General features: G+C 42.0%; 12 protein-coding genes. 8 read left to right on the top strand and 4 right to left on the bottom strand.

Annotated features, from left to right (window positions below):
- The first annotated feature begins 261 nt into the window (after positions 1-261).
- The 3 genes from H8B17_RS07530 to H8B17_RS07520 are packed head-to-tail and all read left to right on the top strand — an operon-like array spanning position 262 to position 4723.
- The gene (locus H8B17_RS07530) at positions 262-1377 is read left to right on the top strand and encodes a glycoside hydrolase family 88/105 protein (RefSeq protein ID WP_190308588.1); all 1116 of its coding nucleotides are present in this window, start codon (positions 262-264) and stop codon (positions 1375-1377) included.
- A gap of 26 nt (positions 1378-1403) precedes the next feature.
- On the top strand, positions 1404-2738 hold the full coding sequence (locus H8B17_RS07525; protein ID WP_190308587.1) for a BNR repeat-containing protein: 1335 nt from the start codon (positions 1404-1406) through the stop codon (positions 2736-2738).
- Between the two features lie 35 nt (positions 2739-2773).
- Entirely contained in the window at positions 2774-4723 is a 1950-nt protein-coding gene (locus H8B17_RS07520; protein ID WP_223816423.1) for a glycoside hydrolase family 97 protein, read from the top strand.
- Positions 4724-4752: 29 nt separating this feature from the next.
- On the opposite strand, the gene H8B17_RS07515 is transcribed toward H8B17_RS07520, so the two are convergent.
- Entirely contained in the window at positions 4753-7422 is a 2670-nt protein-coding gene (locus tag H8B17_RS07515) for a cation-translocating P-type ATPase (RefSeq protein WP_190308586.1), read from the bottom strand.
- 174 nt (positions 7423-7596) lie between these two features.
- Here H8B17_RS07515 and H8B17_RS07510 point away from each other — a divergent pair, with 174 nt between their 5' ends.
- From H8B17_RS07510 to H8B17_RS07495, 4 genes are read left to right on the top strand one after another with little or no spacing between them, the layout of a single operon-like run.
- The gene (locus tag H8B17_RS07510; RefSeq protein ID WP_190308585.1) at positions 7597-8607 is read left to right on the top strand and encodes an NAD(P)H-dependent glycerol-3-phosphate dehydrogenase; all 1011 of its coding nucleotides are present in this window, start codon (positions 7597-7599) and stop codon (positions 8605-8607) included.
- On the top strand, positions 8608-9510 hold the full coding sequence (gene hemF, locus H8B17_RS07505; protein WP_190308584.1) for an oxygen-dependent coproporphyrinogen oxidase: 903 nt from the start codon (positions 8608-8610) through the stop codon (positions 9508-9510).
- 16 nt (positions 9511-9526) lie between these two features.
- On the top strand, positions 9527-10780 hold the full coding sequence (locus tag H8B17_RS07500) for a M16 family metallopeptidase (RefSeq protein WP_190308583.1): 1254 nt from the start codon (positions 9527-9529) through the stop codon (positions 10778-10780).
- A complete protein-coding gene (locus H8B17_RS07495) occupies positions 10770-12050 on the top strand; it encodes a M16 family metallopeptidase (protein ID WP_190308582.1) in 1281 nt (426 codons plus the stop codon). The genes H8B17_RS07500 and H8B17_RS07495 overlap by 11 nt, the downstream gene beginning before the upstream one ends.
- Before the next feature lie 7 nt (positions 12051-12057).
- On the opposite strand, the gene H8B17_RS07490 is transcribed toward H8B17_RS07495, so the two are convergent.
- From H8B17_RS07490 to H8B17_RS07480, 3 genes are read right to left on the bottom strand one after another with little or no spacing between them, the layout of a single operon-like run.
- Positions 12058-12699, bottom strand: a complete 642-nt coding sequence (locus tag H8B17_RS07490; RefSeq protein WP_190308581.1) for a hypothetical protein — start codon at positions 12697-12699, stop codon at positions 12058-12060.
- A gap of 51 nt (positions 12700-12750) precedes the next feature.
- Complete coding sequence (lpxB, locus tag H8B17_RS07485) at positions 12751-13872, bottom strand: lipid-A-disaccharide synthase (protein WP_190308580.1); 1122 nt, start codon at positions 13870-13872, stop codon at positions 12751-12753.
- Positions 13873-13883: 11 nt separating this feature from the next.
- Positions 13884-15107 (bottom strand): porin, encoded by a 1224-nt coding sequence (locus tag H8B17_RS07480; protein ID WP_190308579.1) that lies wholly within the window; start codon positions 15105-15107, stop codon positions 13884-13886.
- Between the two features lie 336 nt (positions 15108-15443).
- On the opposite strand from H8B17_RS07480, the gene dinB reads away from it, so the two are divergent.
- Entirely contained in the window at positions 15444-16490 is a 1047-nt protein-coding gene (gene dinB / locus H8B17_RS07475) for a DNA polymerase IV (RefSeq protein WP_380933487.1), read from the top strand.
- Positions 16491-16539: the final 49 nt, after the last annotated feature.

Raw genomic sequence — 16539 nt, 5'->3', positions numbered from 1 at the left:
CACGTTATTTTAAATGTTTTTTTTACATTTATTTTTAGAAACTCCTGCCTGCTCATGCAAAGCTAGCCAGTAAAGGTGTTTGTAGTATAGGTTTTTGGGTCAAAGAGGTTTAAATACGATTCAAAGAAAGAGAAATGCGCGTCGTGAGCTGAATTTAGGAGGTAAATAGTTTTTATTTGAACATCGCTTTGACGGACGATAGATATCTTTGCTACGTACGGGTGTACAAAAGTTAATCTAAAGATTTTAACCAAAGAAGAGATGCGTGTAAACTTTATCATTTGTTTTTTATTGCTGTATTCCTCAGCTCTATTTAGTCAGCGGCTGAACAAGGAGGATGTGATGTCGAAGTTAAACCTGGTCAATAACTACTGGCAGGAAAATAACAAACCGACTGTGTGGTCCTTTTGGGATATCGCAGCATACCATACGGGAAATATGGAACTCTATAAATTGACCCAAAATGAAACATATCGGGCTTATTCGGAAGCTTGGGCCGAACATAATGCCTGGAAAGGAGCAAAATCTGCTAACAAAACGGAGTGGAAGTATTCGTATGGTGAAAAAGATGACTATGTTCTCTTTGGTGATTGGCAGATCTGTTTCCAGACCTATATCGATCTATATAATCTGGATCCTCAACCACATAAGGTTGCTCGGGCTAAAGAGGTTATGGAATACCAGATGGGTACCTCTAATAGCGATTATTGGTGGTGGGCAGATGGCTTGTATATGGTTATGCCGGTGATGACGAAATTATATAAGCTGACGGGTAATGAACAGTATCTTGACAAAATGTATGTTTATTTGCAATATGCAGATAGTATCATGTATGATGAACAGGAGTCTTTGTATTATCGGGATGCTAAATATGTCTATCCGAAGCATAAATCTGAAAATGGAAAAAAAGACTTTTGGGCGCGTGGGGACGGATGGGTATTTGCGGGATTGGCGAAAGTGCTTCAGGATTTGCCAACGGATCACCGGCACTACGATTATTATGTGCAACGTTATCAGGATATGGCAGAGACGGTTGCTACATCTCAACAGAAAGAAGGCTATTGGACACGCAGTATGTTGGATCCACAGCATGCACCCGGACCGGAAGCTAGTGGTACGGCATTCTTTACGTATGGTTTTCTTTGGGGGATAAATAATGGCTTTTTAGCGGAAAAAGACTATCTCCGCACCGCACAATCAGGCTGGAAATTTTTGAGTGAAACAGCCCTGCAAGCTGATGGACGTGTGGGCTACGTACAACCTATTGGTGAAAAAGCGATACCGGGTCAGGTGGTCGATTCCCATTCAACGGCGAGTTTTGGTGTCGGCGCTTTTTTATTGGCGGGGTCGGAAATGTACCGGTATTTAGATAAATAAAACCACATGTATATAATGAAAAGCATATGTATATAATCAGAAAAATATGGATCACGGTAATAGTCGGTATATTTTTTATGCCAATTGCTGTTCTGGCGCAGCCTCAAGACGCCCGCGTGATGGACGTTGGTTTGGGTTGGGCTAAAAATACCGTGAACACCGTTGTATTTAGAAAAAACTCCTTAGTCAGCAATGACCATGTTCAATTTATATCCTATTATGATGGGGAGGGTTTCCTGACGTTAGGAAAACGACCGTTGGATAGCGTGAGCTGGACGGTAAAACAAACGCCATATAGCGGTCATGCGGCGGATGCGCATAACGTCATCAGCATGATGGTTGATGGTGACGGTTATCTGCATGTTGCTTGGGATCACCACAATGGGCGTTTGCGATACGCGAAGAGTATCGAGCCGGAAGGATTGCAATTGGGAGAAGAGGAGATTATGGTGGGATCGGAAGAAAGCCGGGTGACGTATCCCGAGTTTTTTGCGTTACCCAATGGTGATCTTCTTTTTTTCTATCGGGATGGCGGCTCCGGAGCTGGTAACTTGATTATCAACAAATACGAATTCGCACAGAAAAAATGGATACGTCTGCATACCAATTTGATCAGCGGAGAGGGACATCGGAATGCCTACTGGCAGGCCTATGTAGATCAAAAAGGAACGATCCATGTTTCTTGGGTATGGCGAGAATCACCCGATGTGGCGAGCAATCACGATATGGCGTATGCTTGTTCCAAAGACGGTGGACTAACGTGGCAAAGGACGGATGGTACGTTGTATAGTTTGCCCATTACAGCGACAAATGCGGAGTATGCGGCATGGATCCCTCAACAAAGTGAATTGATTAACCAAACGGCTATGACGGCGGATGAAGACGGAAATCCGTTTATTGCGACCTATTGGCGATCCGCAGATACGCAGGTTCCGCAATATAAAATCATCTATTTGGCGAACGGCAAATGGAAGGTAAAGTCATTGGATTTTCGGGAAACCGCTTTCTCTTTAAGTGGACACGGAACCAAAGAAATACCGATTTCAAGGCCTCAGCTGTTAGTGACGGGTAAAGGAGATAAAACATCACTTCTATTGCTCTTTCGGGATCAGGAACGCGGTAGTAAGGTTTCGGTGTTGAAACTGAATGATGTCCGCGAAGATAATTTTGAGATAATAGACCTGTCATCCGGTTCGGTGGGGGCTTGGGAGCCAACATATGATACCGAACTATGGCGAAATAAAAAACGGTTAGCCTTGTACGTACAGCAAACGGATCAAAAAGATGGAGAAGGTCTGCTTGATGCCGAGCCGACAGCAGTACATGTCATCGAGTGGCAGCCTGATTTTAGAAACAAATAAAATTGATGGCTTCATCTCAAAAAAAATATTTCTATATGAACTTAAAATTTATGTACGGCGCTTTATGCATATTCTTTCTATCTACTGCACAAGCGCAGGAAAAAATGAAGATGCTTAGTCCGGATGGTCAGCTTTCGGTGCAATTGGAAGCAGGACAGGGCCGATTATATTATTCCGTTATGTTGGATGGGCAGGAAATGCTCGAAAAATCACCGTTAGGTCTGCAGACGCATTTAGGGGATCTTTCTAGCGGACTACGCTTGGTTGATCAGCAGGCCCGCCAAATAGACGAACGTTACGAAGAACCGAAGATTAAAAAGAAATCGGTGCATTATCAGGCAAATGAGCATAGCTTTACATTCGAGAATAATGATAAGCTCAAACTGGAACTCATTTTTCAGGTCAGCAACAACAACGTAGCGTTTCGTTATGGTATACCACAAAGCGGAGAACCCGCAAATGCAATTATCCATAAGGAGCTAAGTGGTTTTGATTTTCCGGATGTTACGACGACATTTTTGACACCACAGGCCACACCGATGATCGGTTGGATGAAAACGAAGCCCAGTTATGAAGAGGAATATGTACCGGATGAGCCTATGGGTACACCTTCTAAATATGGTGTAGGGTATACCTTCCCGGCATTATTTCACATAGGCGACCGCGGATGGGTGTTGGTGTCGGAAACCGGTGTGGGTAGCCTTTATTGCGGGGCGAAATTGAGCGAAGGTACAGCAGATGGGCTTTACCAGATTTCTTTTCCGGAAGAAGGAGAAAATAATGGACTGGGAAGTACGCAGCCTGCGTTGAATTTGCCGGGTTACACACCTTGGCGTACATTGACGGTTGGGAAAGACCTCAAACCTATTGTGGAAACGACTATTGCTTTTGATGTGGTAAAACCACTTTATGAACCGACTCAAGATTATCAATTTGGACGTTCTACCTGGAGCTGGCTATTGTGGCAGGACAACAGTATCAATTTTGAAGATCAGCAGAAATTTATCGATCTCTCTGCCAATATGGGCTGGGAATTTGCGTTGGTAGACAATTGGTGGGATACAAAAATTGGTCACGACAAAGTAGAGGAATTAGTCGCTTATGGAAAAGAAAAAAATGTCGGGATCTGTCTGTGGTATAATTCCAATGGTTTTTGGAATGACGCGCCACAAGGACCTAAAAACCGCATGAATACGTCGGTGGCACGGAAAAAAGAGATGGCATGGATGCAAGGTATAGGCGTTAAAGGAATCAAGGTAGATTTCTTTGGTGGCGATAAGCAGGAAACGATGCAGCTATACGAGGATATCTTGTCGGATGCAAATGATCACGGTTTAGTCGTTATTTTTCATGGTTGTACATTACCGAGAGGATGGGAGCGGATGTATCCCAATTTTGTAGGAAGTGAAGCGGTATTGGCGTCGGAAAATTTAATATTTACCCAGCATGCGAACGACACAGAAGCGTATAACGCAACCTTGCATCCGTTTATCCGGAATGCAGTGGGTTCAATGGATTTCGGGCCGGTATTGCTGAACAAACGCCATAACCGTGAGAATAATGGTGGGACTATCCGCAAAACGAGCGAAACCTTTCAATTGGCAACGGCAATCCTGTTCCAAACACCGGTGCAAAACTTTGGTGTCACGCCAAATAACCTATCGGAATACCCCAATTTTGTGATTGATTTCATGAAAGAAGTGCCTACCACATGGGATGAGACGGTGTTTCTTGACGGATATCCCGGCAAATACGTTGTTTTGGCACGTCGACATGGCGATACGTGGTATATCGCCGGAGTCAATGCGGAAACAGAAGCTAAAAATCTATCCGTTTCTTTACCGATGCTTTCCGAAGGTCAAGCGGTATTGTATTGGGATGATCATCAATTGAATCCGAAACAAAATCAAGTCAAGGTTGTGAAAGACAAACAGGTTAAACTGACTTTGCAACCCAATGGTGCCGCTATTGTTTTCGGAAAATAGCATGAAGTAGAGACGCAGGCGCTGCGTCTCTACTTCATGTTTCTTCTGATGAAAACTTTCACTACTTCATTGGCCAGTAATGGTATAATGCTTAATCCAAAAACAGCAAGCCACTCTTGTATTCCCACGGCCTTTAATTTAAAAGCCGCTGTCATAAAAGGTACGTAGAGCACGATCAATTGCAGCAATAGACCGATGACTACGGCGCCGAACAGGTAACGGTTCGAGAAGAATCCCACCCGGAAGATGGATTTGTTTTCATGGCGGAAAGAGAATGAATAGAATAGCTGACAGCCAATGATGGTTAGGAAGGCCAACGTGCGCGCATATTCGTGAATGTTTTCGGGAATATGATCGGCAAAAGGAGAGTATCCTTTTGCGTGATAGCCACCTGCAAAAGCAACGATTGTCAGAAGACCAATAAGGATACCGGCCAAGATGATACGTCTTCCGGCTCCGTGCGAGAAGAAATTGTCATTTAATGGTCTCGGCTTTTCTTTCATCACATCTTTGTCGCCCGGATCCATACCTAAAGCCACGGCGGGTAGCGTATCCGTTAATAAGTTAATCCAAAGCAGCTGTGTCGCAATGAGCGGTATAGGTAAACCCACAGCGATTGCCACGACCATGGTAATGACTTCACCAACATTACAGGCGAGTAAGAAGACAACGGACTTTTTGATGTTATTGTAAATGTTCCGTCCTTGTTCGATGGCGACGATGATGGTCGAAAAATTGTCGTCTGCTAAGATCATGTCGGAAGCATTTTTGGCTACATCCGTGCCTTCTATTCCCATAGCCACGCCAATGTCTGCGGCATGAAGCGAAGGTGCATCGTTTACACCGTCCCCGGTCATCGAAACAATATTGCCTTTTGCCCGGAAAGCTTTTACAATATTTACTTTATGTTCAGGAGAGACTCTAGCAAATACTTTGTATTCGCCAATATGCGACTCCAATTCTTCTTGTGGCATATTATCAATCGCCGCTCCGGTTGTTGCCTCCGAGCGTTCAGAAGCGATGCCCAATTTCTTAGCGATTGCCAAGGCCGTGTTTTTATGATCTCCCGTGATCATAACCGTACTGATCCCGGCTTCTTTGGCTGTTGCGATCGAATCGTTAACCTCTTCGCGAGGAGGGTCTATCATACCCACGACGCCAATCATCACCAAGTTTTTTTCGAAATCTTCACGATCAATTTGTCTTTCCAGCGGTTTGTAGGCGACGGCTAATGTACGTAAAGCTTTATCCGACATGGCATCGGCGGCATGGGTAAGGATGGTTTTATGCGTATCCGTAAGGGGGATAATTTCACCATCTTCTACAACATGTTTGCATTTCAAAATAAGACTGTCTATTGCACCTTTTGCATAAAGCATGAATTTATCTTCCTGTTGATGGAGGGTCGACATCATTTTGCGTTTGGAATCAAAAGCTTGCTCGTCTATTCTTGGTTGTGATGACCATAAATCTTTTCTGTCGATTTTTAAATTGTCCGCTAGCTGCAGCAGTGCAATTTCGGTAGGGTCGCCCGTGCTGTCTCCGTTTTCCAACGTAGCATCAGAAGCCAACACCATGGCCGAAGAAAGCAAATGGGCTTCTGCGGATAGGTTGATCGTATCATCAATCTTTTGTGTTTTGTCTGTAAAGGTGAAGAACTCTTGAACGGTCATTTTGTTTTGTGTCAGTGTTCCCGTTTTATCCGAACAAACGATGTTTACAGAGCCTAATGTTTCGACGGCAGGAAGCCTTTTGATAATGGCATTCTGCTTGGCCATTTTCGTTACCCCGATGGAGAGTACGACAGCAACAATCGCCGCTAATCCCTCTGGAATAGCAGCAACAGCTAAGGAAACTGAGGTTAAAAACATCTCGGCGATATCTCTTCCCTGAAAATAAGAGATAACAAAAATGAGCATACTAATCGCGAGCGCCCCCTTTCCAAGTGTCTTACCGAGTTGATCCAGGCGAATTTCCAACGGTGTTTTGATTTTATCACCTTGACGTAATATGTCGGCGATTCTGCCGATTTCTGTATGTGTCCCTGTTCCGGTAACAAGCCCAAGACCACGTCCATAAGTTACCAACGTCGACATATAGCCCAGATTAATACGGTCGCCCAGTGATATGTGGGCATCTGAAAGCACCTTTAATGCATCTTTTTCTACCGTGACAGATTCACCTGTCAGGGCGGACTCATCGACTTGTAGGTTTGCACTTTCAATAAGACGTAGATCAGCCGGAATATAGCGCCCCGCTTCTATAACAACGATGTCGCCGGGCACGATATCTTCCGAAGCTATTTCCTCGACGTGATCGTCTCGCTTCACTAATGCTCTTGGGGTTGCCATTTTTTGTAATGCTTCGATTGCATTTCCAGCCTTTATTTCCTGAACGACCCCCAGTGTGGCATTAATAAAAATAACGATGATGATAATGATGCCGTCCAGATACTCGCCCATAAACATAGTGATGACAACAGCCACAAACAGCACATATATCAATACATCTTGTAGTTGTGATAAAAACATTAGAAAGACGGATTTACGCTTATGGGCCTGCAGCTGGTTTGGACCGTAGGTGGATAATCGTTGTTTGGCTTCGCTTTCCGATAAACCCGACGAAACATCGGTTTGTAGCATGTTAATGGATTCATCAATGGATTGTATATGAAAAGGTATGTTTTCTTTTGTGTTCATTTTGAGGTGCTTATATACGTGGTTAAACAGCTATAGGAGGTATTTGTTTATTATGAAAAAGAAGATTATCTCTTTATTTCGCATGTGTATTCGAATGAATTAGCAATTTTTCAGGACGAAAAATAATCTATTGTAAAAGCGTATATTTGTAACCTTTATAAGGAAGAAGCTAATATGGATGAATCTGTGAAAAAGATAGGCATCGTAGGGAGTGGAAGTTGGGCAACGGCTATGATCAAGATGCTTGGCGATAATGCAGAAAAGAAAGATATTTTATGGTGGGTTAGAAAGGAAGAAGATTTGGAATATATTCGATCTTATGGTCATAACCCCCGTTATTTGAGTGCTGTAAATGTCTCCGTGAAGCCTGGTCGTTTATTTTCGGATGTAAGATCTGTTGTTCAACAATCAGATATTGTTGTATTAAATACGCCTTCTGCATATTTAAAAGAAGCGCTAAAAGAGGTTGAAATTAAGGATTTTTCAGATAAAATTGTTGTATCCGCTATCAAAGGAATTATTCCAAATGATAATCTTATCGTCGGCGATTACCTGACTAGAACGTATCAGGTTCCTTTAGAAAATATCATCGTTATTGGAGGCCCTTGCCACGCCGAGGAGGTGTCTTCAGAAAAGCTATCTTATTTAACCTTGGCAGGGAAAGATGAACGTACTGTCGAACGTGTTGCAACACTTATACGCGGACGGTATATCAATACCGTTCTTTCCGGTGATGTTTTTGGCGTAGAATATGGAGCTGTACTTAAAAATATATACGCATTGGCTGCAGGTATATGTCACGGGCTAGGACTAGGTGACAATTTCATCGCCGTACTGATTTCAAACGCGATCCGGGAAATGGAAACCTGCTTATCGGCAATAGATCCGGAGACTGATCGGGATATTAAGACATCAGCGTATCTTGGTGATCTTCTAGTAACAGCCTATTCACAATTCAGTAGAAACCGCACTTTTGGACACATGATAGGGAAGGGGTACACGGTACAATCGGCACAATTGGAGATGAATATGGTGGCCGAGGGTTATTATGCCTCTGCATGTATTCAGAACATTATTCAACGATATCAGTTGGATATGCCGATTTGCCAAATGGTCTACGAAATCTTATATCACCGGCAGCCAGCAAATTTAGAAGTTAAGAAATTGCTAGAAAAATTAACGTAAATGAGTTTAACAAAAGAACAGATAGCCGAAACGTATAAATCCATCCAGGATGAAATTACGCATGGGTTAGAAGCTTTAGATGGAAAATCCACCTTTGTCGAAGAATTATGGCAGCGGGAGGGCGGCGGCGGCGGTCGAACACGTATTATACAACATGGCGATATATTAGAAAAGGGCGGTGTTAATTTTTCTGCCGTTCAAGGTAAATTACCGGATTCCGTCAAAAAATCCTTTAAAGTGGAAGAGGATGAATTTTTCGCGACGGGTGTTTCTATTGTTATTCACCCCAATAACCCATGGGTACCGATAATTCACATGAATATACGTTACTTTGAATTAGGGGAAAATATTCGTTGGTTCGGGGGCGGAATTGACCTTACTCCGCACTATATAATTGAAGATGATGCACGATTTTTTCACCACATGATGAAGAACGTATGTGACAGACATAATCCTACTTTTTATTCAGAATTTAAGACGTGGGCCGATAATTACTTTTATATTAAACATCGTCAAGAAACACGAGGGGTAGGCGGTGTATTTTACGATAAGCTAACACCTGAAAAAACAGGGCTGACCGATGAACAGCTTTTTAAATTCTCCTGTGATCTGGGCCGAACTTTCGTACCGACTTATACGGAATTGGTGAACCGTAACAGACATCGTAAATTCTCCCCACAGGAGAAAGAATGGCAATTGTTACGTAGAGGCCGTTATGTAGAATTTAACTTGGTGTATGACGCCGGAACCCGTTTCGGATTAGAAACGAATGGGCGTATAGAGTCCATATTGATGAGTTTACCGGCACAGGCCAATTGGGCGTATGATTTTAAACCGAAAGCTGGTTCGGAAGAGGAAAGAACATTGTCTTTATTAAAAAAAGGAGTAGACTGGACAGTCTAACCTATAATAGTTTTTTATGATTAATTATCAGCGTTTTACACTTGATAATGGCTTGTGTGTATTGGTACACGAAGACCATACCACAGCGATGGCCTGTGTGAATATAGTATACGATGTGGGAGCACGAGACGAATCTCCGGATAAAACCGGCTTCGCCCATCTTTTCGAGCATCTGATGTTTGGCGGTTCTGTCAACATTCCAAACTATGATACACCTCTGCAGGAAGTTGGTGGGGAAAATAATGCTTTTACAAGCAATGACATTACCAATTATTATATTACGCTGCCGTCTGCTAATCTGGAAACAGCATTTTGGTTAGAAAGTGATCGGATGTTGAGTCTGGCTTTTAGCGAGCAAAGTCTGGACGTGCAGCGAAATGTAGTAAGTGAAGAATTTAAACAACGTTACCTTAATCAACCATATGGCGATGTCTGGCTGCGTTTACGGCCACTTGCTTACAAAGAACATCCCTATCGCTGGGCAACAATCGGTAAGGAACTTCGCCATATTGAGGAGGCAACTATGGCAGATGTGAAAGCATTTTTCTTTAAGCATTATGTACCGAGCAATGCCATTATGGTGGTCGCTGGAGACGTAACATTTAATCAAGTAAAAGCATTGGCCGAAAAATGGTTTGCCGATATCCCCATGCGACCTAAGCCCATACGGAAATTGCCTGTAGAACCCAAGCAATTAGCTCCGAGACGAGAGGAAGTACATGCGGATGTACCGGTAAATAGCATTTACATTGCTTTTCATGGTCCAGGGCGTACGCATCCGGATTATCCGATAATGGATTTGTTGTCGGATATACTCTCGCGTGGAAGTTCTTCTAGACTCTATAGGGCTTTGGTGAAAGACCAGCCTCTGTTCAGCGAAGTGAATGCTTATGTGTGTGGTTCTATTGACCCGAATCTTATCGTTGTGGAAGGGAAACCGTTACCGCATGTAGACATGGCAGAGGCAGAGACATTGTTGTGGAACCAACTCGATATATTGAAAACCGAGCTGATGAACGATGCGGAATTGCAGAAGGTGAAGAACAAAATTGAATCAACAATGGTATTTGCAGAGCTTTCTATTTTGGATAAAGCCATGAACTTGGCTTTTTTTGAAGTGCTGGGAAATGCAGATTGGTATAATCAAGAAGTAGATCGATACCTTGCCATAACACCGTCTGCTATTCAACGAATGGCGCAAGAAATTTTTATTCCAGAAAATTCGTCCACCCTTATTTATTATGCTAAAAAACAACAACATGCTGAATAGAGTTATAGCACCGTTACGTCATGACATACAGGATATTACTCTTGTCCAACCAGACGAGGTGGTTTTTGATAATGGATTACGCGTTTTTGTTTTCAATGCACCCACACAAGAGTTGGTAAAGGCTGAATTTATTTTTCAGAATATATTCGACGGTTCAGAAAATTCTCTTCTACATACCTGTGCTTGCCACATGTTAAAAGAAGGTACGGAAACACGGACGAGTGCACAAATCGCAGCGGAAATCGATTTTTATGGTGCTTATCTTATGCCGGAATATAGTTTTGATCAAACGGCATTAACACTTTATTCATTGAATAAACATCTAAGTGCGGTTTTACCTGTTGTACACGATATATTGAATAATGCTATTTTTCCGGAAGCGGAGCTAGAAACATATATTCGAAACAATAAGCAGACGCTACAAATATCTTTACAAAAAAATGAATATGTAGCGCGACGGCTGTTTTTCACAACTTTGTTTGGAGAAAGTAGATACGGCCGTGTTCCTACCAAAGAAGCTTATGATAAGCTAAATAAGGAGGATTTGGTTGCTTTATATCAAAAGCAAATACAACCCCAAAACTGCACATTGATTTTGTCAGGAAATATCACCGGTGATGTTTTAAAACAAATACGAGAACTGTTCGACGTTCAGTGGGCAAACACTGTACGCATAAACAACATCCTGACACCCGAATTTCCAGTTTTTATACCGAAAACTGTTATAGAAGAACGTACGGACGCTCTACAATCTGCTATCCGACTAGGTATGCCAGCCATTAATCGTATACATCCCGATTTCCCGGCAATACAGTTTGTGAATACACTTCTTGGTGGTTATTTTGGTTCTCGTTTGATGCGAAACATCCGTGAAGACAAAGGGTTTACCTATAGTATTGGCTCTGCATTTGCTAGTTTGCAACACACGGGTTTTTTTACGATTGCCGCGGAAGTAGACATTACAAATACACATAAAACGTTAGCAGAGATAGAAAAAGAGTTTGATATTTTACACAACACCCAGGCTCCTGAAGAGGAGGTTGCGTTGGTGAAAAATTATATTCTGGGTTCCATTCTAGGAACCATTGAGTCTATTTTCTCGCATGCCGATAAGTTTAAAGCGGTGTATTTCTATGGACTCGACTTATCCTATTATACACGTTATAATGAAATCATCCGCAACATGACTACTGCGGATGTGCAACGTATAGCGAATACGTATTTTGATTACGATAACTTATTGAAAATTGTAGTAGGAAGAAATAATTAATCTTTCGTTATTCTTTTACTGTAATATTTGCCTTTCCTTCTCTGCCTGGTGAACCTGAGTAAACTTGGCCTTGTGGTAAACCACGGAGACCAGGGGCGGATGTGGCTATACGTGAATAAATCTGATTTAGATCAGAGAGAGGGTTAATGGCTCGGCCACCGGCAGACACATCGATATAAACGTAGTTCGCTTGTTTTTTATCTTCTGTTTGTGGTGTAATTCCATTCGGATCGTATTTGAAATTCACTTGACCACCGTCGCCGTTTGGGTCTGTCTTCGTTCCATTCATCGCATCTTGCCCACGGGCAATGACATATAAGGAACCCAATTTTGTAAGCTTGATGTCGATATCGAAGTCTGAAGCGTTATTTCGTCCACCTATACCGCTAATAAATGCACCTTTTCCGATTTCTGCATGTTTTACAATCAATTTGACATCTTTTTTTCCGTAAAATTGTAAAGACGACCTATCTTTCATGATCAGTGTATCAATATAGATAACCGCAGAAGAATCCCGGCTGCTAAAGGTTTTCTTTTTCTTTTTACCCAATTCTAATCGAGCAATATGTTCCTCTTGCGCATATCCTAACGATAGGAATGAAACGCCTAGGAAGAGGAAGATTATACTTAATACGTGCGTTAATTTCATGACTTCTACTATTTGCGTACGTTATATTAGAATAACAAAAAATCAAATAGTTTAGTTTGCTTCATCGGAAGAATATTGAACAATAAGTTTTGCTGCTTTTTCCGATGCTCCCGGTGAACCAAGTTTCTCCGCTAGTAAGTCATAGTTTTCCATTACACTGGTGCGGTGTTCTTTATTCGTAATCAGCTCACCAAGCTCGTCGGCAATAGTGCGCGTATTACATTCTTCTTGAATAAACTCCCGGACAGATAAAAAACCGTTGATAAGGTTCACTAAGGAAATAAACTCGACTTTCACCAGTCGGCGAGCTAAAAACACAGTGAGCGCATTCGCTTTGTACACCACAACCTGCGGAACCTTTAATATACCGGCTTCTAATGTAGCAGTACCGCTCGTCACCACGGCGGCTTCCGCATATTTGAGGAGATCGTATGTTTGGTGGAAAGCGACCTTTATTGGTAAATCTCCAATATATTGCCGATAGTAATCTTTATCAAAATTGGGTGCGCCGGCGATAACAAGCTGATGTGCTGGGAAAAGATAATACAAATCAACCATAACGGGCAATAGTTTTTCAATTTCCATTTTCCGACTGCCGGGTAGCAGGGCGATAATAGGACGTTCATTGAGTCCGTTGTCTTGTTTGAAAGCGGCATTGAACTTGTATTGACTTATCGCATCCAACAAGGGATTACCAACATAATCTACCGCATAATTATATTTTTTATAGAAATCCACTTCAAAAGGGAGGATACAGAACATGTGGTCAACGACTCTCTTGATTTTATGGACCCGACTTTGGTTCCATGCCCAGATTTTTGGCGAGATATAATAGCAAACGCGGATACCGATTTTTTTTGCAAATTCCGCTATTTTAAGGTTAAACCCCGGGAAATCTATTAAGATCAGGGTGTCTGGATTTTCCGTAGTAATATCCTCTTTGACCAACCTTAGGTTTTTTCGGATTTTTCCGAGATTTTTGATCACCTCCACAAACCCCATGAATGCCATTTCCGACGTATGTATCAAAGGCGTTTGTCCAGATGCCTCATACATCTGATCTCCACCCACAATACGGAAGCTAGCTTCTGCGTCTTCTTTTTTTAAAGCTTTAATCAGATTAGCACCGTGTAAATCTCCAGAGGTCTCGCCAGCAATGAGGTAATATTTCATAATTCTCCTTTTTATATCCCCAATTCAATCTGGAAAGTTCCCCCCCATGCGTTCTTGTTATAGTTGTTACCAAAATCACCATGGGATACGGTATAATTTGCGTTGATTTGAAATTTAAGCCGGTGTGCCTTCACGTATTTGGTTAATCCGAGCTCGATGACTTCTAGCTGGTCTTCGTAATCTCGTAATTGTTGATCTGGCTTTATGTAGGTATATCGCGTAGCTATTTCGTAACCTTTATTGAGTAAATAGGAGGCTTGTTGGTTTACACCCCAACCCTTTTGTGCATATGTTAGCTCCTCTTCAGGTCCGTCAACCTGGTTGAATTGGTCGTCTACAATGTTAAACGGATCATCCACGTCACGACGCATGTATTCGACCTGGTAAGCAAATCCTTGATATTTGAAGATTGCATCGGCAAAAGAGGTCTTAAGTGTGAACGGATTTTTTACATACCGTCCAAGCTGCCCGCCTTCTCTGGTCGTGCGGTCGTTGTAACTATACCCACCTCCAATGGAAAGTTTCGGTGTTTCTTCACGCTCAAGGTCACCTTCGGAATAATCACCATCGTTGGTGAAATCTCCCAAGGGTAAAAATTCAACACGACCGGTATATGCTAAACCATTATCCGTCCCTAACGCTGCACGTCCTTCGCCCGTCGAGATGGCCGCTTTTGCATTGATAGGCATCTGTCCAATTTTTTTACTTAGGTTAAACGACATACCAAAGTCACGATCGACCGTGAAGTTGCTATTAACCAAAGACCGGTCGGCAAATTGCAATTGACTGGACGAGTTAACACGTTGTCTATTTCCGGGTAATTTATTCTGTCCGAAAGAAATGTAAAAGTCATCAGTAAAATTGTAAAAAATCACTGCATCACGTACGATATTTGGAACACCGCTATCGTCAAAATCCTGATCACCGCGCGTAAACGCTAACTGGATAGAGTAAGAAATTTTAGGTGTATAGATGTAACCATCCATCCGCAAACGTAGTCTGCGGATTCGGGCGTCGAACTTATCGTTGTCTTCGTTATCCAACACATTATTGAAGCCGAGTCTATTTTGCATCCGAAATCTAAAATTGGTGTAAAATAACGAGTCATTACTCATGTATTGTATCCCTTTGAAATTTAAGATAGTTGCCCGGTCATCTCGTTCCTGCGCTCGGCTTTGGAGTGTAAATAAAAGGCTACTTGTGGTCATTAACAATAGTCCAATTTTAATCTTCATGCGTATGGTTATAAAAAATGTATTTTTAATACGTATAGCAAAATGCCAAAGATAATGTTTATTGGTTTTACTTTATACTATACTTGGTTACGAAATTTCATTTTAATTTTGGAAAGAAATAGGAATCTTCTATTTGCGTCTTTTTTAGAAAAAGACGCGCAAAAATCGTCGCTTCAAATGTTTTACATGAAGGATAGTACAAGAATGAGTTTATGCAGTTGTAAAACATTTGGATGCGACCTTTACTGTTAAGGAATGGGCGGTACAATTCTAGTACAGATAAGATAATTGGAGAAAATTGTGAGCGAAAAGACGCGAAAAATAATCCATATTGACATGGATGCATTTTATGCTTCGGTGGAGCAACGTGACTTTCCGGAATTACGGAACAAAGCACTTGCAGTAGGAGGTTCGCCGGATGGTAGAGGCGTGGTGGCGACAGCGAGTTACGAGGCACGCGCATACGGAGTCCGCTCGGCGATGTCTTCCCGGCAAGCGTTACAACTTTGTCCGCACCTGATGTTTACACGACCCCGATTTGATATATATCGGGAAGTTTCAAAGCAGATACGGGCAATTTTTACGCGATATACCGATTTGATAGAGCCACTTTCGCTAGACGAAGCCTACCTTGATGTGACGGAAGATAAACAGGGAATAGGATCGGCTATTGAAATCGCCAAAGCGATCAAAACTGCCATTTGTGAAGAATTAGGACTGACGGCTTCAGCAGGTGTGTCTATCAATAAATTTATTGCAAAAATTGCATCGGATTATCAGAAACCGGATGGATTAACGTTTATCGGACCTTCTAAAATTATTGCTTTTTTAGAGCAGCTTCCTATCGAAAAGTTTTTTGGCGTAGGCAAAGTAACGGCTCATAAAATGAAAAGTATGGGTATACATACTGGGAAAGAACTGAAGCAGTTTAGTGAAAACGAGTTGATTCGGAGATTTGGGAAATCAGGTAAATTTTTTTACCACATGGTCAGGGGGGAGGACAGTCGTCCAGTCAAGCCGAATAGGATTGTCAAATCGATTAGCATAGAAGATACTTTCGAAACCGACCTTAAAGAGGAACAGGAGATGCTGAAAGAGCTGAAAAAGTTGTGCGGAAAATTGGAGAAAAGACTAGAAGAAAAAGCAAAGCAAGGCCGTACCGTAACTTTGAAAATAAAATTTGCAGATTTTACCCAGATAACGAGAAGTAAAACAAGCATGTTCTATCTAAATGTTGCAGATGATATTTTTCAACAGGTAACCGATCTTTTCAGCAAAGCAAACATGGAAGATAAAAAAGTACGACTTTTGGGGGTGACAATCTCTAATTTTTACGATGCTGATTTGGAAAAATTAAATAATCCGCAATTGCGGTTATTTTAGTTTAAATATGGTGTTTTGTGTCTATGATATATCCCTGAATCTAACATGG

Source organism: Sphingobacterium arenae (genome assembly GCF_014692505.1).
Classification (GTDB): Bacteria; Bacteroidota; Bacteroidia; order Sphingobacteriales; family Sphingobacteriaceae; genus Sphingobacterium; species Sphingobacterium arenae.
The sequence above is the reverse complement of the archived record's forward strand: the minus strand, read 5'-3'. Positions and strand labels throughout refer to the sequence as shown.

Coding starts and splice junctions, on each gene's coding strand:
- H8B17_RS07510 (WP_190308585.1), top strand. CDS start 7,597: ATGGATGAATCTGTGAAAAAGATAGGCATCGTAGGGAGTGGAAGTTGG.
- H8B17_RS07520 (WP_223816423.1), top strand. CDS start 2,774: ATGAACTTAAAATTTATGTACGGCGCTTTATGCATATTCTTTCTATCT.
- lpxB (WP_190308580.1), bottom strand. CDS start 13,872: ATGAAATATTACCTCATTGCTGGCGAGACCTCTGGAGATTTACACGGT.
- dinB (WP_380933487.1), top strand. CDS start 15,444: ATGGATGCATTTTATGCTTCGGTGGAGCAACGTGACTTTCCGGAATTA.
- H8B17_RS07480 (WP_190308579.1), bottom strand. CDS start 15,107: ATGAAGATTAAAATTGGACTATTGTTAATGACCACAAGTAGCCTTTTA.
- hemF (WP_190308584.1), top strand. CDS start 8,608: ATGAGTTTAACAAAAGAACAGATAGCCGAAACGTATAAATCCATCCAG.
- H8B17_RS07490 (WP_190308581.1), bottom strand. CDS start 12,699: ATGAAATTAACGCACGTATTAAGTATAATCTTCCTCTTCCTAGGCGTT.
- H8B17_RS07495 (WP_190308582.1), top strand. CDS start 10,770: ATGCTGAATAGAGTTATAGCACCGTTACGTCATGACATACAGGATATT.
- H8B17_RS07530 (WP_190308588.1), top strand. CDS start 262: ATGCGTGTAAACTTTATCATTTGTTTTTTATTGCTGTATTCCTCAGCT.
- H8B17_RS07525 (WP_190308587.1), top strand. CDS start 1,404: ATGTATATAATCAGAAAAATATGGATCACGGTAATAGTCGGTATATTT.
- H8B17_RS07515 (WP_190308586.1), bottom strand. CDS start 7,422: ATGAACACAAAAGAAAACATACCTTTTCATATACAATCCATTGATGAA.
- H8B17_RS07500 (WP_190308583.1), top strand. CDS start 9,527: ATGATTAATTATCAGCGTTTTACACTTGATAATGGCTTGTGTGTATTG.